This window comes from Oceanospirillum multiglobuliferum, from assembly GCF_900167095.1.
GTDB lineage: Bacteria > Pseudomonadota > Gammaproteobacteria > Pseudomonadales > Halomonadaceae > Oceanospirillum > Oceanospirillum multiglobuliferum.
The window spans coordinates 90,795-109,877 of sequence record NZ_FUXG01000004.1; the positions used below are offsets into that span (position 1 = coordinate 90,795).

Consider the following 19,083-nt stretch of genomic DNA (forward strand, 5'->3'; position numbering starts at 1 on the left):
GCTGAGTCTTCCCCACGCCCGTGGGGGTGTTTCCGGTGAAGAAAGACGAGTGACTGAGAATCCAAAGTCTTCCCCACGCCCGTGGGGGTGTTTCTGAAAGGTGCGCGCTATTTTAGATCGCGCCGCAGTCTTCCCCACGCCCGTGGGGGTGTTTCTATTATCTGGGTCTTTTTTCATTCAGTGCTCAGGTCTTCCCCACGCCCGTGGGGGTGTTTCTCATCAAGCTTTGCAACGCATTAGCGATCTTCTGTCTTCCCCACGCCCGTGGGGGTGTTTCTTCGCTAGTGCTGATACGGGTTGCAGGCGCACAGTCTTCCCCACGCCCGTGGGGGTGTTTCTCTCAGCACTGGTCGCTTTGAGCGCACGCAAAGGTCTTCCCCACGCCCGTGGGGGTGTTTCCCTCTTTACTGACAAGCGTACGTGTCTTGCTAGGTCTTCCCCACGCCCGTGGGGGTGTTTCTTCAGCGAGCACCACGCGGGGTTGGTTCGGCTGGTCTTCCCCACGCCCGTGGGGGTGTTTCTACAACTGTTAGCATGATGGTGTTTAGATTATTGTCTTCCCCACGCCCGTGGGGGTGTTTCCAGGCAGCCGCAGAAATGGCGGCATGGGGTGGCGTCTTCCCCACGCCCGTGGGGGTGTTTCTGAACTGGCATGGAAAGCATGGCTAACGCTGGCGTCTTCCCCACGCCCGTGGGGGTGTTTCCGTCAACCAGCGCCACCTTGATATTCAAGTCCGGTCTTCCCCACGCCCGTGGGGGTGTTTCTGTATCGTAACCGCTCCAGTTACTTGACGATGTGTCTTCCCCACGCCCGTGGGGGTGTTTCTTGTACCGACAGTACCTGACAGCGACTCGTTAAGTCTTCCCCACGCCCGTGGGGGGTGTTTCTCAGGAATGGGCAACCGCTGCGGACACAAAAAGGTCTTCCCCACGCCCGTGGGGGTGTTTCCAGACAAACCGACCAGGCGACTTTCTACAGATGGTCTTCCCCACGCCCGTGGGGGTGTTTCTAAAGAACATGATACTGATAACACACTTTTCGGGTCTTCCCCACGCCCGTGGGGGTGTTTCTAAAGAACATGATACTGATAACACACTTTTCGGGTCTTCCCCACGCCCGTGGGGGTGTTTCCATTGATAAAAAGATTTTTTGGACGCTGCTCGCGTCTTCCCCACGCCCGTGGGGGTGTTTCCTTCTGGGGCTATTCTAATCGTCTCGAAGTCTTGTCTTCCCCACGCCCGTGGGGGTGTTTCCGGATTTAGGCCGTTTTCGTGTTTGATAATGGCGTCTTCCCCACGCCCGTGGGGGTGTTTCCTTCATACATCCTGTATTCCGTACTCTTCTTCGGTCTTCCCCACGCCCGTGGGGGTGTTTCTATGGGCAATGCCCCATGAAGGTTGATTTTAAGGTCTTCCCCACGCCCGTGGGGGTGTTTCTATGCTGCTTGAATTTTTTGGAAAATTTAAAGAGTCTTCCCCACGCCCGTGGGGGTGTTTCCCTGTCACCGTTGAGATGGCCTGCGTACCCGTGGTCTTCCCCACGCCCGTGGGGGTGTTTCTCACCCGCCGCCGCGATAACGCTAGCGATAGAAGTCTTCCCCACGCCCGTGGGGGTGTTTCTATTAATACTCTGACCAGAAGTCATATAAAAAAGTCTTCCCCACGCCCGTGGGGGTGTTTCTCCCCGATACCTTTAAGTCTGTTTTGGCTTATAGTCTTCCCCACGCCCGTGGGGGTGTTTCCACTAAAAGTAAGTTTTAGTAGTATTGCATTTCGTCTTCCCCACGCCCGTGGGGGTGTTTCTGCCGCAAATGCCACAGATGGCAGGCTCAGGCGGTCTTCCCCACGCCCGTGGGGGTGTTTCCAATGCTGTTGATGCAGTGCAAATCCTGCTGGCGTCTTCCCCACGCCCGTGGGGGTGTTTCCTCACTAAGATCTTCGTCAACTATTGCGTGATTGTCTTCCCCACGCCCGTGGGGGTGTTTCTGTTACAGCCTTGGCAGGTAAAATATCTGATAAGTCTTCCCCACGCCCGTGGGGGTGTTTCTGCTACCGATCGCTTGAGCAACTGCCGAATCAGGTCTTCCCCACGCCCGTGGGGGTGTTTCTTCAAACGCACTTTCAAGCGTGCCATCTTCACAGTCTTCCCCACGCCCGTGGGGGTGTTTCCTGACAGTAAAATTTCAAACTGACAGAGAGTAAGTCTTCCCCACGCCCGTGGGGGTGTTTAGGTGTGCCATTTCATGATGTTAAAAAGCAAAGTTCCATCAAAACAACGCTATTTGATGATCTGTGATCGCACGAAATGACAGCCCCATCAAAGGTAATATTGCATCGACAATGGGAATGATCTGTTTTTCAACATAGTGTTCGTAGTCGATAGGACTACTGTGGTACTCCACCACTTCAGGGCCATTGATGGTCATCAAATAAGCCACTTGCCCCTTGTGTTGATATTGAAGACGTTTACCTTTCTTTAGGTTGATGTCGTCAGCTCGGCGGGCGGCTCTAACGTGCGGGGGACTATTTTTCACGTAGGCACTTAAGGGACGTCGCAATCGTTTACTGTACACCAATTGATGATCCCGTTGGCCTGCACGCAGTTCTGCGAGGGTATTCAGAATTAATGCACTGGGGTTTTCATTGTGAAAAATCTGTAAATAGAGTGCTTGTTGTAAGGTTTTAGCCAAATCTGTCCAATCAGAACGGATCGATTCCAGCCCTTTAAATACCAACTGTTCTTGACCTTGCTGAACGATTAAACCCGCATAACGCTTTTTGCTGCCTGTTTCACTGCCTCGAATGGTGGGCATAAAGAAGCGGCTGTAGTGCGTCTCATACTCCAGCTCTAAATAGGATGCTAAACCGTATTGAGTCTTGAGTTGATCTGCCCAACAGGCGTTGATCTCTTCAACCAGTGTTCGACCGATCTGATCAGCCTCTTGATGGTTCAGCTTATCATTCAGCAAGACAAACAAAGAATCGGTATCACCATAAATCACTTTCAGTCCTTTAGCCTCAAGCCATTCGGTGGTTTGTTTAAGAATATGATGCCCACGCAATGTAATAGAACTGGCCAATTTGGTGTCGTAAAACCGACAACCGCCAGAGCCTAAAACCCCATAAAACGAGTTCATTAGAATTTTTAAGGCTTGTGACCGAACGAGATCCTTGGCTTTTTTTGCTTCATCGCGCTGCTGCCATAACGCGGTGATAATGTCGGGCAAAAAGTGTTTATCCCGAGAGAAAAACGCCCCTTTATACCCCGGTATGGCTTGCTCAGGTTGTAGAGCGCCCTCTATTAAACCCATTGGATCAATTTTAAAAGTGCGAATAATGGCGGGGTATAGGCTTTTGAAATCTAAAACAATAACGTTGTCATACAACCCTGGAACAGAGTCCATAACATAACCACCGGGGCTGGCCAAACCGCCTCCCTCTGGTAAATTGGGCGCAATATAACCAGCCCGATGCAGTTTTGGTAAATACAGATTGGTGAAGGCCGCCACTGAGCCACCGCTTCTGTCCAACTCTAACCCTGTGAGCTGTGAGCGCAAAACCAAAAACTCTAACAGTTTAGTTTTTTGGAAGATGTCCCACACCAATCGGCAATCTTCAAGATTATAAGCGGCCAGTGTGTGTTTTCGATGTTGAAAATCATAGGTGATGGCAGCCAAGCGATTCTCTGCTGATTCCGTTAACTTGCCTCGGTTTAATAGGGTTTGTGCCACAAACTCTAAGCTAAAACTGGCAAACTGATAGGTGGCGGTTTTCAGTGCTGCAATACCATCAACCACCACACGCCCAGGTAAACTGATAAAACCCGTATTATTCTCTTCCCGAGAGGCCCGCCAAGAGGCGTAACCGCCGCCCCGTCCGAGTTTTAAACGCAAACCATAACGCTGAGCGCGCTCGATCAAAAGCCTGAAATCAAAGTTCACCACATTCCAGCCGATGAGAATATCAGGATCAAATTCGGCCATGCTGTTTTGCAGTGCCAACAGTAAATCCAGCTCATCTGTCACCCAGATCAGCTCTTGGTCAGGTGCGAGCGAGTCTGTCGGCGGTGTTTGCCAAAGAGAGGCATCACCAATCATTAATACCCGCGCAACCGATTCTCCGTAAAAAGCGATGGAGTAAAGTTCACCCTGCTCAGAGCATTCCAAGTCCAAAGAGATCACCTTGAGTTGAGGCGTCACTTCAGCGGCTCGTAGCTGCGGGTTGTTGAGTTGTACATGGTCTTTTTTTACCTGTCGCTCTCCTTGAAAACGAATCCCCCCTCGAATCCAACGCTCCATTAAGTAGCGATCATCTAACCGAAAGTCATGTTCTAACAGCGTGATCTGATGTCGGTTTAGACAGTCCACCGCGTGATGAAAGCTGCGTAATGTCGGCAGGTATAGCGCCGCCACAGGACGGTGCTGAAAGGACTTTAGGTTAAGGGTGCGCAGCTCATACTGGCCGGCCAGTTCAGTCAAGGCAACTTGCACCCGTGGTAGATCCACTTGATCGACAAATAGCAGCGGACGCTCACCCTGAATATTCAGCTGAACCGGCCCTTCTGGTGTGGCGAGCCAAAGCGTAATTTCGGTTTGATTGCCGATATCGCGGCTGTGTCGGGTCAGTAAAAAACCTTGCTGCATGAGAAGATAAGCTCTAGAGGATCAATAACAGCAAAAGAACGGCTTAATGCAGAGTTTTTGCTTGTTACTGTATTTTCTTACAGTTTTAATGCGTCAAGCAACCTTAAGTTTTTAGCTAAAGGATCAGTAAGCACTTATTTCAAGAGCCTAGATTATGCGCTTTGACGACCTTTATGGTCGATATCATTAATACTGCAGTTCTATTTTTAGGCAGTAAAACTCACCAGTAATCAGAAAATTTCGGTATTATATTGCTTTAATTTCACGAAGGTAGAGTTATGACAATTCAACGCATTAACCCAACGCCTCGGTGGTCAGATGCCACTATTTTTAACGGTATTGCACACTTTGTTGAAGTACCAGAAGATACCAATACGGATATAGCAGGGCAGGTTGCCCAAATTTTCGCTCAAGCTGAAGCTTCGCTGGCTACTTTTGGTAGCGACAAGTCACGTCTATTATCTGCAACAATTTACCTAACGGACTTTTCCAACTTAGCCGCACTGAACAGTGCATGGGACGCATGGTTACCAGAAGGTTGTGCACCAAGCCGAGCTTGCTTAAAAGTAGAGCTAGCCGACCCAGCTTATTTGGTTGAAATTGCCTTTGTAGCTGCGGCTCAATAACCTATTTGGCGGTCTAATTTCGAGTAAGCCATACCAGAGAGTTCAAATACTGGTATGGCTCTTTTATGGTCTGTTTAAACAGGAGACTGGGCAAACAATTCCGCCAGCTTTTGAACGTCCTCTGGCGAGCCATTCTCATGCCACCAAAGCGTTAAAGTTGCAGTGCCACCTTCTAGGATCATGGTATCTGCTGGTAATGCTTTTAACATCTCCTCTAGTTTCGCTAAGGTCGCTGCATCAGCGATTGGCATAGGCTCTTCTAACCAATGCCAACCCTCAATGAAAGGATCCCCGTAAATGCCAATCTCTTCTTTTTCTAAACGTGCCGTTCTGGCAACCTTAAAACGATAAACGTTTTTTTTATCTTCTCGCATCCAGCGATAAGCCACTGCTGAGTACTCTTGCCCATTCAGTTTGAGTTTCTCAATTCTCACCTTCAAGCCTGCATGCATCGCCTGCTTGCGCAGTTCCATTTGGTAGCGCTGCCGTGGAGAAGGCATTAACCAAAAAATGGGGCTAATCACTGCGGCCACTATCACTAATATAATTAGCCAATTTGTGCTCATGGTTAAAATTCCTATTGAAGTAACGCGCTATACTAATCGATAGACTCAAGATAAAGTACAGTCAGATATGGATTTTTAAACATGAGGAAACACTAATGTCTAAGTATCAGCACGTTTTAATTGCCGTTGACCTAACCGAAGAGTCTCATCAAGTTATCGAGAAAGGACAAGGTATTGCCGAGCGCAATGGCGCTAAAATAAGCTTAATTCATGCACTGGAGCCGCTAGGATTTGCCTACGGTGGTGATATACCTATGGATTTAACCTCAATCCAAGATCAGCTTGATCAACACGCCCGCGCTAAAATTGCAGATCTAGCAGCACCGCTCAATATACCTCAGGAGCGCCAACATATTTTGGTGGGCTTACCTGATAGCGAAATTCACCGCATAGCCAAGGAACAAGGTGTTGATCTTATCGTTGTAGGTAGCCACGGCCGTCATGGCTTATCACTTCTACTGGGTTCAACCTCAACGGGAGTTTTGCATGGCGCCAAATGCGATGTTCTCGCAGTACGCATCCAAAAAGAAGACTGATTTTTCAAAAAGAGCCCAACAACAGCGCACCTTCTCACCGTTGTTGGGCGTAGCCTTTTTAGTTTAAGTGACAACTTAGCCTTGTTGCATCGCCTCTAGTTCTAACCAGCGCTCCATAACGGTCTCTAACTCAGCTTCAGTTTGTTGAAGTTGATCTAAAGTTTTTGCCACTTTATCTTGATCTTGCTGATAAAACTGGCTGTCGCCCGTTAGTTTATGTAAATCTTCTAGGGCTGCTTCTAAGCGCTCAATTTCAGCAGGCAACAGATCAAGTTCGCGCTGTAATTTGTAGCTCAACTTTTTCAGCACCTTTGGTTCTGCCTCAGGTACAGCTGTATCGACAGGCTTAATTTCTGCCTTAGGCGCCGCAGCCAGTTCATCTTCAGCTTCTTGCTGAGCAGAAGCCTCAGGCGGAAAGCGCCCACCCTGCCGAACCCAATCGCTATAACCTCCTACATATTCCTTAACAATACCGTCTCCTTCAAAGGCAAAGACACTGGTTACCACGTTATCCATGAAGGCTCGGTCGTGACTAACTAAAAGCACCGTGCCATCAAAGTTTGCCAACAACTCTTCTAGAAGCTCCAACGTTTCCACATCCAAGTCGTTTGTTGGCTCATCTAGTACCAGCATATTGGCGGGCTTGGTGAACAGTTTAGCCAGTAATAAGCGGTTGCACTCACCACCTGATAGCGCTTTTACAGGAGTACGGGCGCGCTCAGGGGAGAATAGAAAGTCACTTAAGTAGCTCATGATGTGTTTATCACGGCCACCAATGGTAATGCTCGTCTGTCCTTCGGCGACGTTTTCCATCACGGTACGCTCAGGCTCAAGCTGCGCCCGTAGTTGGTCAAAATAGGCAACCTCAAGCTTAGACCCCATTTTCAAGTCGCCTGACTGTGGTGCTAATTGGCCAAGCAACAGTTTTAATAAGGTACTTTTACCCGCACCGTTACGGCCTAAAAGACCGATGCGATCACCACGCATTACAGATGTGGTGAAATTTCTAATTATAGGTCTATTACCCCAGCCATAACTGACGTTATCTAGCTCTGCCACCAATTTACCTGAGCTAGAGGCTTTATCTAGCGTGATATTTGCGGTGCCCATACGTTCACGACGCTGAGCGCGCTCTTTGCGTAGTGATTCAAGTGCGCGTACTCGCCCCTCATTACGAGTGCGGCGTGCTTTAATACCTTGTCGGATCCAAACTTCTTCCTGAGCCAACTTCTTATCAAACTCAGCATTATGCTTTTCTTCCACTTCAAGCAAGTGCTGTTTGTTTTCTAGAAAGCTTGGATAGTCACCTTCCCAAATTGTTAAGTTACCACGGTCTAGTTCAACAATACGTGTGGCAAGCTTCTGCAAAAAGGCACGGTCGTGAGTAATGAACAAAACGGCACCACGGAATTCATTGATTTGTTGTTCTAGCCAATCAATAGTTTCAATATCCAAGTGGTTGGTCGGTTCATCTAATAGTAATAGATCAGGCTCCGAAACCAAGGCTCGAGCCAAGGCAACACGGCGACGCCAGCCTCCAGACAAAGATTTCATCGGGGTTTCAGCAGGCAAGTTCAATTTACTGATAATAGATTCAACTCGTTGAGTCATCGCCCAACCGTCTTTGCTTTCTAGCTCGGTTTGTAGGCGCTCTAGTTTTTTCAAGTCCTCATCCGTGTGAATTGACATCACTTGGTGGTGATAGCTTCTAATCAGTTCACCAATACCGGGTAAGCCACTGGCAACAATATCAAACACAGTTTCTTCATCCGCATCTGGTAAATCCTGCGCTAACTGGCCAATTTTCAACCCCGGCTGTAGCCATAAGCTACCGCTATCAGGCGTTTGCTCACCAGACACCAGTTTCAACATAGTGGATTTACCTGCACCATTCCGACCCACAACGCAGATACGTTCACCTTTACTGATGACTAAAGATGAGTTGTCTAATAGCGCGTGGTGACCAAATGCGATACTGACTTTTTCTAACCTGACTAATGCCATTGTCTACTCGTATAAAAACTAAAAAAATTGAACACCTAAGATTGAGTATTTACAGTTATAATCAACTGATTACTCTTGCTCATCCGGAAAAGCTTAGGATTATAAAATGTTGAAGTGCGCTTATCTGAAAACGAGCCTATCAATACTTGCTATTATCACCTTTTTATCTGGCTGTATGCACCATGTTCCAGAACTTGGTGTGCAAAATAACAGGCTATCCCCTTGCCCTGAAACACCAAACTGTGTCAACTCACATCCAGAAACACCAGACTCACAGAAAGTTGCGCCTATTTTTTACACCGCAAAACAAAGCTTGGCATATGCTCGGCTTGAGAAACTACTACGCAGTCATGAAGATGCCATTATCGTGAGTCGCGAGCCTAACCTCTATCTCAGAGCTGATTTCAGAACGCCTATTCTCGGCTTCATTGATGATGTGGAGTTTTTCTTTCAAGTGCCCGGAGTCATTGCCGTTCGCTCCGCATCACGCATTGGCTACTCTGACTTAGGCACCAATCGTCGAAGAATAGAGAAACTACGCAAAGAATTCAGTGTGGTAATTGCTGAGCCTGATACATCAGATGCATCAATAGAGCGAGCACTGCTCACTGAATAGAGGCTATAAATTTAATCGGTTAGAGCAGAGTCTAACGCTAGCCTCCAGAAGAAATCGCAAGGCAGTCACAAAGAATCGTCATGACATAGTCATAATCCATTCGTTTATTTGGTTTGCTCTGACAATAAAAAGCCTGACTTCAGTTCATACCAAAGCCAGGCTTTTAGGGTATTAATCACCTCTAATTTGAAGAGATACTTTTAGCTTATAGCAGGCTACGGCCTTTCATTGCCGCAATGCGCATACGTAAAGCGTTCAACTTAATGAAGCCGCCTGCATCTTTCTGGTCGTAAGCACCCGCATCATCTTCAAAAGTTACGATCTTGTCGTCATACAGGCTGTCTTTAGACTGGCGACCAACAACAATCACATTACCTTTATACAGCTTCAGGCGTACATCACCGTTCACAAATTCTTGCGACTCATCAATCATAGTCTGCAACATTTTGCGCTCAGCACTCCACCAGTAGCCGTTGTAGATCAGCTCAGCATATTTCGGCATCAAGCTGTCTTTTAGGTGTGCAACTTCACGGTCTAGCGTGATTGACTCAATCGCGCGGTGTGCTTTCAGGATGATAGTGCCGCCTGGAGTTTCATAGCAGCCACGAGCCTTCATGCCCACATAACGGTTTTCTACAATATCAACACGACCTACACCGTTAGCACCACCAATCTTATTCAGTGTTTCAAGCACAGTAGCAGGCGACATTGCTTCACCGTTAATGGCAACGATGTCACCTTTAACGAACGATAGATCTAGGTACGTTGCTTCATCTGGAGCCGCTTCAGGGCTTACAGACCAACGCCACATGTCTTCTTCTGGCTCTGCCCATGGGTCTTCCATGATGCCGCCTTCATAAGAGATATGCAGTAAGTTAGCATCCATTGAATACGGTGATTTCTTTTTGTTGGTTGAGAAATCAACTGGAATATTGTGCTGTTCACAATACTGCATCAATGTGTCGCGGGATGTCAGATCCCACTCACGCCAAGGCGCAATAACTTTTACGCCAGGTTTCAGCGCGTAAGCGCCCATTTCAAAACGTACTTGGTCGTTACCTTTACCTGTCGCGCCGTGTGCAATTGCATCTGCACCTGTTTCGTTAGCGATTTCAACTAGGCGTTTGGCAATCAGCGGACGTGCAATAGACGTACCTAGCAGGTACTCACCTTCATAGATGGTGTTAGCACGGAACATTGGAAATACGAAGTCGCGAACAAACTCTTCGCGCACGTCTTCGATGAAAATTTCTTTCACGCCTAGTGCTTCTGCTTTTGCACGAGCAGGCTCTACTTCTTCACCCTGACCTAGGTCAGCAGTAAAGGTTACCACTTCTGCGTTGTACTCATCTTGTAACCAACGCACGATTACCGATGTATCTAGGCCACCAGAGTAGGCCAGCACTACTTTTTTAATGTCTGACATTTGTTGCTCCAACGCTGTCACAGACTAGGCGGCTTGTTGCGCACTAATCTGACAAAGATAAACGGCTATCTAATCAGATAGCCGTTCTTTACTTAAATAATGTTCAATTGATTGAACGGTAACAATAAAATGACAAGAGTATAACCGATTTGCACCTACTTCGGCACCACCTGTCTATTTAATTGGCCGTATCAGCACTACCGTTGTCATACTGCACTTGGGCATCACTAGGCACAACAGGATCACCTAGGGCGATACCCTCGCGCTCTAACCGAATAGTCACACGGCGATTTTTAGCACGATTGGCTTTTGTATTATTGGGTACAATAGGGTAACGCTCACCATGATAACGCGCGGTAACCATTGCTTCATTCAAGCCTAAGTCGATCAAGTAATTCAGCACAGTATCTGTACGTTCTTTTGATAGTTTACGGTTATCTCTACGACTGCCATAACTGTCTGAGTGGCCATCTAAAAATACATATTTAACCGATGGGTCAGCGTTAATATAACGCATAATTAAACTCAACAGCTCTTTATCAGCGGTTGAAATATCAATACCACCACCAGGAAAGGTGATCGCCGAACGAGAGATCTGGTCAAAGTTAACTGGCAGTAAGTTTCCTCGACACTGTACATATTCAGCAAATGCAGGTTTGAAGCCTAAAGCGCTCAAGTGGCCTCGGATTGGCGCATAGCGTTTATCAGCAGGGGTTTGCATGAAAGTTGGATTCAAACCCTGCTCTAGAACTTCCACCATTAAGTGCGCTTGTTCAGAGTCAATGTGCACGCCCTCTTCACCCAAACCGACGTTGACTTTTCCTAAGTCAACAGGGGCATCACCCGGCTTCCAATTTGGAGGCAACGCCATAAGCTCCGCGCTACCTTTTTGTAAAGGTTGCCCATAGGGGTCAAGCCTGAACTTTAGATCTTCGCCAGATCGATGGGTAAAGCGCGCCATCCCCATATTAGGAATAGGGTGCGTCAGCTCACAATATAGTGGCGATGGCGGTGTCGCCTGCCACACACTGTTGCCAATAGATGCACCATATTGGGCGGCATAAGATTGTGCGCTCACAAAAAGCAAAGATGTCAGCGTGAATAAAATTGTCCGTTGGAGCCTAAAAAGTGGCATTGCCATCAATCTCCTTGATTTGTAAGAACTCTATTTTGCCAGTTCGGCCAGTAAATACAAAACTTTAAACCTTTACAAACTATATCTGCCTGTATGAATCAGTTACCATTCTATATCAATATTTATCGGCCAATTACAGTATAGGGGTTATTAGCCTTGGAATTACTTATGTCAGAAGCGGAAATCTACGATGACAAACACCCGCTTGCACAGAGATTTCGGGGGTTTCTACCCGTTGTAGTGGATGTGGAAACCGCAGGCTTTAATGCGAAAACTGATGCTTTACTTGAAATTGCTGCCGTTACACTGATGATGGATGAAGAGGGTTATCTACACCCTTACAATACATACTCTTGCCATATTGAGCCTTTTGAAGGTGCTAATATTGAACAGTCTGCACTTGAGTTTACCAAAATTGATTTAAACAATCCGTTGCGTAAAAGCATGGCTAAAAGTGAAGAACAAGCACTAGGTGAAATATTTAAGCCGGTACGCAAAACCTTAAAAGAGTTTGGCTGTACTAGAGCCGTTTTGGTTGGTCATAACGCCAGTTTTGACTTGAGTTTTGTAAATGCAGCAATTGAGCGCTGTGGCATTAAGCGCAATCCATTTCACCCATTTTCCAGTTTTGACACGGCTACTTTGTCCGGTTTAGCTTACGGACAAACCGTTTTGTCTAAAGCCTGCAAAGTTGCAGGTATTGATTTTGACAATAGCCAAGCCCACTCTGCCCGCTATGATACTGAGAAAACTGCCGAACTGTTTTGTTCAATTGTTAACCGTTGGAAAGACTTAGGCGGCTGGGAACTGGCAGCACAAGAGCAACATAGATTGCGAAAAAGTTAATCTTATACCCCCCATAAAGCCCTATAAAAAACCCCCGATGCCAATAAGCATCGGGGGTTTGCTTTTCAAGCGTAGCAAGTACTAGGCTATCAAACCTTATAGTTTGTCAGCAGACTCGCTCAGATACGCTGCAACACCCTCAGGAGATGCAGTCATACCTTTGTCACCTTTGTTCCAGCCAGCAGGACAAACTTCACCGTGCTCTTCAGTGAACTGTAGCGCATCAACTAGACGAATCAGTTCGTCCATGTTGCGACCTAGTGGCAGGTCGTTCACGATTTGTGAACGTACATTGCCGTTTAAGTCGATTAGGAATGCACCACGGAATGCAACACCTGCATCATGCTCAACGTCATAAGCTTGGCAAATCTCGTGCTTAACGTCAGCAACCATTGTGTAAGCCACTTGGCCAATACCACCAGCATTAACTGGTGTGTTACGCCATGCGTTGTGCGTGAACTGAGAATCGATAGATACAGCCACAACTTCAACGTTACGTGCTTTGAACTCTTCCATGCGGTGATCAAGTGCGATCAACTCAGAAGGACATACAAATGTAAAGTCCAGAGGGTAGAAGAACACTAGACCATACTTGCCTTTTAAAGCTTCTGACAGCGTGTAGCTATCAACGATTTCGCCATTGCCCAATACCGCAGCAGCTGTAAAATCAGGTGCTTTCTTTCCAACCAATACGCCCATTTTAATTCTCCAATCGTTTGGGTAGTTCACAGTAAGTTCAGAACGAACAATCTATAAAATCGTCCGGCCTGTTTAGTGTTAATCTATCGTTTATGATCTGTATTACAATATTAAGAAGCAACCGCTTCTGTAATTAGCTTTTGTAACTCACCAGACTGATACATTTCAACAATGATGTCACAACCGCCAACCAACTCACCATTAACCCATAACTGAGGGAATGTTGGCCAGTTTGCATAAGCAGGTAGCTCGGCACGGATATCAGGATTGTCTAAAATGTTAACAAACGCAAATTTCTCACCGCAAGCCATCAACGCCTGTACAGCTTGAGAAGAAAAACCACACTGTGGCATTTGAGGATTACCCTTCATGTACAGCAGAATAGGGTTGTTTGCGATCTGTTCTTTGATGGTATCGATGGTTGCGCTCATATTTAACCTTTCAATTTATACAGTAAAACCAGCTAAAATTAACCTACTAATGAAGTCAATTTTAGCCTGACTGATTCCAAAATGCAGCCATAAAGATCAGTATTCAAGCCCTAACTTGAAACTTTTTAAAAGCTTATCTCATTGACAACATTAATATTTGGCTATAGCTTTGCTCTTTTAACCCTCATTATCGGCAGCGTTTCGCTGCCGTTTTGTGTTTTAGGGACGTGAGGATAATGACTGGTCAACACCTGATGAACACCTATGGCCGTCTTCCTGTGGCATTTACCCATGGGAAAGGCGCTTGGTTGTATGACGAAGCAGGCAAACAGTATCTAGATGCCGTAAGCGGTGTCGCTGTTTGTGGCTTAGGGCATGCACACCCAGCCGTAACCCAAGCAATTTGTGAGCAAGCTGCACGAGTGATGCACACATCTAACCTGTACCGAATACCCGCACAGGAAACATTGGGCGAACGACTATGCCAGATATCAGGTATGGACCGAGTATTTTTCTCTAACTCTGGCGCAGAAGCTAATGAAGCAGCAATAAAGCTGGCTCGCCTTCATGGTAAACATAAAGGCATTGAGCTACCAACAGTGATTGTGATGGAAAATGCCTTTCATGGCCGCACCATTGCAACATTGACAGCAACGGGCAACCGCAAAGTGCAAGCAGGCTTTGAGCCCTTAGTACAAGGGTTTGCACGTGCACGCTTCAATGATATTCAAGCAGTTGAGTCCATACTGCGTAACAATAAAAATATTGTGGCTGTTATGGTAGAACCCGTGCAAGGCGAAGGTGGTCTAGCAAGTCTTGACGATCAATATCTACCGTTGTTACGTGCACTTTGCGATAAGCATGACCTGCTGATGATTCTAGATGAGATTCAAACGGGCAATGGTCGCACTGGTACTTATTTTGCCTATCAGCAATCAGGCATAAAACCTGATGTAGTGACAACGGCTAAAGGTTTAGGCAATGGCTTCCCTATTGGGGCTTGCCTAGCCCAAGGCAAAGCCGCAGCGCTATTTCAGCCTGGCAGTCATGGCTCAACCTATGGCGGCAATCCGCTAGGCTGCTTTGTTGCCGAAGCTGTAGTTAAAACTTTAGTTGAAGAGAAACTTCCCGAGAATGCCGCCAAAATGGGGCAATACTTACGGAATGGTTTTGCAGAGGCATTAGCTAACTGCGATCAAGTTGTTGATATTCGTGGCAAAGGCTTGATGCTAGGCATAGAGCTAAAAACAGAGTGTAGTGCCATAGTAGCCCAAGCACTAGAGGCACAAATTTTGATCAACGTAACGGCAGGTAATGTTATTCGACTATTACCTCCGCTCACGATCAACAAGTCTGAAGCCGACCAGATTATTGAGCGTGTCAGTGCGCTTATTTTTGCGTATTCAGCAAGTTCACAATAAATTTCCGATTCACCAGCTGTTGTAAAGCGAACGCCAAAGGATCAGGTGTTCCCAACCGATTACTGGAACAAAGCTCATGGCAAGACATTTTTTAACCCTATTAGACTTTACCCCTGACGAACTACATTACGTAATAGAACGGGCAATCACCATTAAGAAGGAACACAAAGCAGGCAAGATATACGAGCCTCTAAAGAACAAAGTGTTAGGTATGATCTTTGAGAAAGCCTCAACCCGTACCCGTGTCTCTTTTGAAGCAGGCATTGCACAGTTAGGTGGCAGCGCTATCTTTTTATCACCACGAGACACCCAATTGGGTCGTGGCGAGCCTGTTGAAGACAGCGCACGAGTACTATCTGAGATGGTCGATATTGTAATGATTCGTACCTTCGAACATGCCTTGGTTGAGCGTTTTGCAGAGTACTCCAGCATCCCTGTGATTAATGCGCTAACCGATGACTATCACCCATGTCAGTTAATTGCTGACATTCAAACCTTTATTGAGTTACGCGGTAGCATTCAAGGCAAAACCGTAGCTTGGGTGGGTGATGGCAATAATATGTGCAACTCTTACATTAATGCTGCACAGCAGTTTGATTTTCATCTAAATATCGCCTGCCCAGAAGGTTATGAGCCTATGGCGAGTCTGATGGAAGAGGCTAAAGATCGAATCAGCCTGTATCGCACTCCAGAAGAAGCGATAAAAGGCGCTCACCTTGTATCAACTGACGTGTGGGCATCAATGGGCATGGAAGAAGAGCAGCAAGCACGTTTTAAAGCCTTCAAAGGCTATCAAGTCAGTCCAGCCCTGATGGATACAGCCTCAGAAGATGCACTGTTCATGCACTGCTTACCCGCTCACCGTGGAGAAGAGATCAGTGAAGATATGCTAGACGATCCTCGCGCAGTAGCATGGCAGGAAGCGGGTAACCGTTTACACGTACAAAAAGCACTGATGGAATTTTTGTTATTGGGTAAAGTAGACTCATAAACACTAAACTTTTGTGCTTCGGCCCAGTCTGACCACTGGGCTTTTTGCTTTTTAAGCCCTGTATTTTTCAGTCATTGGGTTTTTATTTTCAGGCAGCGTTTCAATTATGAGTGCATTATTACAAGTTGACGGCATAGAGTGCCGTTATGACCAACTCGTTATTACCCAAGATATCTCCTTCGCTTTAAACCAAGGCGATATCTGCTGTTTGTTAGGCCCTAGTGGCTGTGGCAAAACAACCCTACTACGCACTATTGCAGGCTTTGATCAGGTTTACGCTGGGCAGATTAAGCTAAATGGTGAGCTAATCTCCTCACCTTCTATGATGCTGCAACCAGAACAGCGCCAAGTGGGCATGGTATTTCAGGACTATGCATTATTTCCGCACCTTTCCATTGCAGACAACATAGGCTTTGGATTACGCAAGTTGTCTGACAGCGACAAGAAAAAGCGTGTGCATGAGATGCTAGAGCTGGTCAATATGCAGGAGCTAGCAGAGCGATACCCCCATGAACTCTCAGGCGGTCAACAGCAGCGGGTCGCCTTAGCACGTGCCTTAGCCCCTAGACCTCAGCTTATTCTACTTGATGAGCCTTTCTCTAATCTTGATTTTGAGCTGCGTAAGCACCTAGGTTTAGAAGTACGCCGCATATTGAAAGCGCTGAATATTAGCGCTGTACTGGTAACTCATGATCAAACTGAGGCTTTCGCCATGGCAGATTACGTAGGGGTACTCAATCAGGGCCGCCTACAACAGTGGGATACACCTTTTAATCTATATCATGAGCCACGCAACCGCTTTGTTGCTAACTTTGTCGGGCAAGGCTACTTTGTTCCCGGCGTTTTAAAAGAACACCATAAAGTAGAAACAGAGGTCGGTTTATTTGAAGGGAACAGAGCCTATCCTTGGCCTGAAGGCACTGAAGTAGATGTACTATTGCGTCCTGACGACATTATCGAAAACCCTCAAGGGCACATCAAAGCGACCGTAGAACAGCACACCTTTGCAGGGTCTGCCACTTTGTATCGCCTACGACTACCCTCAGGACAGATTGTTGAATCAATGTTTAACAGCCATGCTGAGTACAGCATTGGTGAACAAGTTTGCATTGAAATGAAAGCAGACCATCTTATTTTGTTTAAAAAAGACGAGTCTTGCGCATCACTGGCTCGTTAATCTACATTGCCATTTTCTCACGCTACTCAGATGTCAGCATTTTACCTTGCTCTGACGTCTGAGCGCTCACCACTGTACTGGCTCGCTTACGCCTGATATATAAAGTGCGCATGACTCTCGCAACCACTTCATCGTTGTTATCTCGAATCAACACTTCAAACTCTGGCAGATACTTTTCTCCATTAGCTGTTTTATCTTTAATCTGAGCCAGCAGTTCTGGTGTAATTTGAAAATCTGCCCACACCGTTGAGCGACCAGGTTTTACATATTCAATATGTGCAGCCTTATCCCACACCACATAACCCTTGCCCAAAGATTCAGACAACATCAGCATATAAAACGGATCAGTCATTGAATAGAGTGACCCGCCATAATGCACACCTACGTAGTTTCGGTTATACCAGCGCAGCTTCATACGTACACGGGCAACTCTAAAATCAGCATCTAAACGCTCAACCTTTACACCCGCGCCTAACAAAGGTGGCCAAAGGGAGATTCCCCATTTTAAGAGTGCAGCTTTTAACTTCATTGACAGTACCCTAGACTAAATATACTAGAGATAATGACGATTAAGGCAGCAAAAATCAAACGTCCGTTTCAAAATCTAGATTATTTTTAAAGCCATCCACCCCTTGATGCAGGTGCAGCATCGCTACAACATTAGCTTCTGATTGGTATTGATCTAAGCCGTGATGTTCAAGCCACTCCTGCTTCAGGTGTATCCAGTCTTCGCTTGGCATCTCATAAAGGCTATAAGCAGGCTCCAAGGCAAACTGAGGCTCCATCTGATAAGCATGATAGAGCTTATCTAACCAGTGTTCATCTTCACCTAAGCCATCAACGTAAACCACATCACTGTCAATATCGGCTTGTAACTCTCTAATTACCTCTAAGGCACTTACACCATGTAGCATTAAGTCATCAATATCGAGATGATGGTCATCAAAGCTACTGCTTTCGTATTCTAGCCAGTGGTCTTCTGGACAAATCAAGGTACTTTTAACTTGCCCATCTGGCAGACTCCAACTCACGGCGATTGGAAAACCATCTTCATCAGGACTACTACATTCAAAATCCAGAAAAATTGGAAATTGACTCATATGATCTCTCTTTATTTTAAGTGTCAGATTTAAGGTAAGCGGAAAAAGCGCTGGGCATTATCACTGGTCTGTTGCGCTAAAGATAACTCATCTTGATTTAAGCACTGACTCATTTGCTTTAACACCCAAGGTAAGTAGGCTGGCTCGTTACTGCGACTCTTCGGTTTGGGTTGCATATTGCGTGGTAATAAATAAGGGGCATCAGTTTCTAGCATTAAGCGTGCCGTTGGAATATTTTTTACCAACTGCTGCAACTCTAATCCTCGACGCTCGTCACAGACCCAACCTGTTATACCGATATAACAGTCTAAATCTAAATAGCCAAACAACGCTTTTTGATCCCCAGTAAAACAATGAATCACAGCGTCAACAATATTGTCGCGATAATACCTAAGTATCTCAGACTGCTTGGAAAACGCATCACGCTCATGTAGAAACATCGGCTTTTTCAGTTCAACAGCCAACTCAATTTGACGTTCAAAAGCATTAACTTGTTGCTCAGGTGTTGAAAAATTGCGATTAAAATCTAGCCCTGTTTCACCGATGGCTACACAAGATTTATCTTGAGCAAGATTAAATAAGGTTTGATATGTACTTTTTTGAAATTGACTACTGTCATGAGGGTGTACACCTGCAGTGAAATAAAGCTGCCCAGGATATTTCTCACACAAGACTTGCGCGGCTTCTGACTCTTCTACGGAAGTGCCTGTTACAATTAGCGTTTTAACCTGAGCCTGTTGCGCACGTGTTAGCACTTCATCTAATTGATGGGAAAAACGAGAGTTAGTTAAGTTGACACCAATATCCACAAGTGGCGCGGGAGCGATTAATAGCTGATTTTGTGTATTTACAGACATTTGAGTTGG

The 19,083-nt window shown here is 46.2% G+C and carries 17 protein-coding genes and 1 CRISPR repeat array; of the genes, 7 read left to right on the plus strand and 10 right to left on the minus strand.

Going from position 1 to position 19,083, the window contains the following annotated elements:
* Positions 1–5: 5 nt before the first annotated feature.
* A CRISPR array of direct repeats spans positions 6–2,230; the repeat unit is 28 nt; unit sequence GTCTTCCCCACGCCCGTGGGGGTGTTTC.
* A 37-nt stretch (positions 2,231–2,267) separates the two neighbouring features.
* The gene (locus B5D26_RS04245) at positions 2,268–4,643 is read right to left on the minus strand and encodes a DNA polymerase II (protein ID WP_078744452.1); all 2,376 of its coding nucleotides are present in this window, start codon (positions 4,641–4,643) and stop codon (positions 2,268–2,270) included.
* A gap of 278 nt (positions 4,644–4,921) precedes the next feature.
* Between B5D26_RS04245 and B5D26_RS04250 the strand changes: the two genes are divergently transcribed.
* The gene (locus B5D26_RS04250) at positions 4,922–5,269 is read left to right on the plus strand and encodes a RidA family protein (RefSeq protein ID WP_078744453.1); all 348 of its coding nucleotides are present in this window, start codon (positions 4,922–4,924) and stop codon (positions 5,267–5,269) included.
* A 74-nt stretch (positions 5,270–5,343) separates the two neighbouring features.
* On the opposite strand, the gene B5D26_RS04255 is transcribed toward B5D26_RS04250, so the two are convergent.
* Positions 5,344–5,835: a hypothetical protein gene (locus tag B5D26_RS04255; RefSeq protein WP_078744454.1), complete on the minus strand. Its 492-nt coding sequence runs from the start codon at positions 5,833–5,835 to the stop codon at positions 5,344–5,346.
* A 95-nt stretch (positions 5,836–5,930) separates the two neighbouring features.
* Between B5D26_RS04255 and B5D26_RS04260 the strand changes: the two genes are divergently transcribed.
* Positions 5,931–6,371, plus strand: coding sequence for a universal stress protein (locus B5D26_RS04260; protein WP_078744455.1), 441 nt, complete (start codon positions 5,931–5,933; stop codon positions 6,369–6,371).
* Between the two features lie 75 nt (positions 6,372–6,446).
* Here the strand turns inward: B5D26_RS04260 and uup are convergent, their stop codons facing one another.
* On the minus strand, positions 6,447–8,375 hold the full coding sequence (uup, locus tag B5D26_RS04265) for an ATP-binding cassette ATPase Uup (RefSeq protein ID WP_078744456.1): 1,929 nt from the start codon (positions 8,373–8,375) through the stop codon (positions 6,447–6,449).
* 106 nt (positions 8,376–8,481) lie between these two features.
* Between uup and B5D26_RS04270 the strand changes: the two genes are divergently transcribed.
* The gene (locus B5D26_RS04270; protein ID WP_078744457.1) at positions 8,482–8,991 is read left to right on the plus strand and encodes a DUF1499 domain-containing protein; all 510 of its coding nucleotides are present in this window, start codon (positions 8,482–8,484) and stop codon (positions 8,989–8,991) included.
* Between the two features lie 205 nt (positions 8,992–9,196).
* Here the strand turns inward: B5D26_RS04270 and B5D26_RS04275 are convergent, their stop codons facing one another.
* Entirely contained in the window at positions 9,197–10,429 is a 1,233-nt protein-coding gene (locus B5D26_RS04275; RefSeq protein ID WP_268808387.1) for an argininosuccinate synthase, read from the minus strand.
* Between the two features lie 166 nt (positions 10,430–10,595).
* On the minus strand, positions 10,596–11,558 hold the full coding sequence (locus tag B5D26_RS04280) for a flagellar protein MotY (RefSeq protein WP_078744459.1): 963 nt from the start codon (positions 11,556–11,558) through the stop codon (positions 10,596–10,598).
* A 162-nt stretch (positions 11,559–11,720) separates the two neighbouring features.
* On the opposite strand from B5D26_RS04280, the gene rnt reads away from it, so the two are divergent.
* Positions 11,721–12,398 carry a ribonuclease T gene (gene rnt / locus B5D26_RS04285; RefSeq protein WP_078744460.1) on the plus strand — a complete coding sequence of 226 codons (678 nt, stop codon included), beginning with the start codon at positions 11,721–11,723 and terminating at the stop codon, positions 12,396–12,398.
* A 96-nt stretch (positions 12,399–12,494) separates the two neighbouring features.
* Here rnt and B5D26_RS04290 read toward each other — a convergent pair whose 3' ends face one another.
* Positions 12,495–13,097, minus strand: a complete 603-nt coding sequence (locus B5D26_RS04290; RefSeq protein WP_078744461.1) for a peroxiredoxin — start codon at positions 13,095–13,097, stop codon at positions 12,495–12,497.
* Positions 13,098–13,207: 110 nt separating this feature from the next.
* A complete protein-coding gene (gene grxD / locus B5D26_RS04295; RefSeq protein ID WP_078744462.1) occupies positions 13,208–13,528 on the minus strand; it encodes a Grx4 family monothiol glutaredoxin in 321 nt (106 codons plus the stop codon).
* Between the two features lie 236 nt (positions 13,529–13,764).
* Between grxD and B5D26_RS04300 the strand changes: the two genes are divergently transcribed.
* From B5D26_RS04300 to B5D26_RS04310, 3 genes are all read left to right on the plus strand, one after another.
* Positions 13,765–14,949: an aspartate aminotransferase family protein gene (locus B5D26_RS04300; protein ID WP_078744463.1), complete on the plus strand. Its 1,185-nt coding sequence runs from the start codon at positions 13,765–13,767 to the stop codon at positions 14,947–14,949.
* A 76-nt stretch (positions 14,950–15,025) separates the two neighbouring features.
* A complete protein-coding gene (gene argF / locus B5D26_RS04305; protein WP_078744464.1) occupies positions 15,026–15,940 on the plus strand; it encodes an ornithine carbamoyltransferase in 915 nt (304 codons plus the stop codon).
* 106 nt (positions 15,941–16,046) lie between these two features.
* Positions 16,047–17,117, plus strand: a complete 1,071-nt coding sequence (locus B5D26_RS04310) for an ABC transporter ATP-binding protein (RefSeq protein ID WP_078744465.1) — start codon at positions 16,047–16,049, stop codon at positions 17,115–17,117.
* Between the two features lie 22 nt (positions 17,118–17,139).
* On the opposite strand, the gene B5D26_RS04315 is transcribed toward B5D26_RS04310, so the two are convergent.
* The 3 genes from B5D26_RS04315 to B5D26_RS04325 are packed head-to-tail and all read right to left on the minus strand — an operon-like array spanning position 17,140 to position 19,074.
* On the minus strand, positions 17,140–17,646 hold the full coding sequence (locus tag B5D26_RS04315) for a DUF4442 domain-containing protein (protein ID WP_078744466.1): 507 nt from the start codon (positions 17,644–17,646) through the stop codon (positions 17,140–17,142).
* Positions 17,647–17,701: 55 nt separating this feature from the next.
* Complete coding sequence (locus B5D26_RS04320) at positions 17,702–18,217, minus strand: hypothetical protein (RefSeq protein WP_078744467.1); 516 nt, start codon at positions 18,215–18,217, stop codon at positions 17,702–17,704.
* 29 nt (positions 18,218–18,246) lie between these two features.
* Positions 18,247–19,074: a TatD family hydrolase gene (locus B5D26_RS04325; RefSeq protein WP_078744468.1), complete on the minus strand. Its 828-nt coding sequence runs from the start codon at positions 19,072–19,074 to the stop codon at positions 18,247–18,249.
* Between the last annotated feature and the right edge of the window lie 9 nt (positions 19,075–19,083).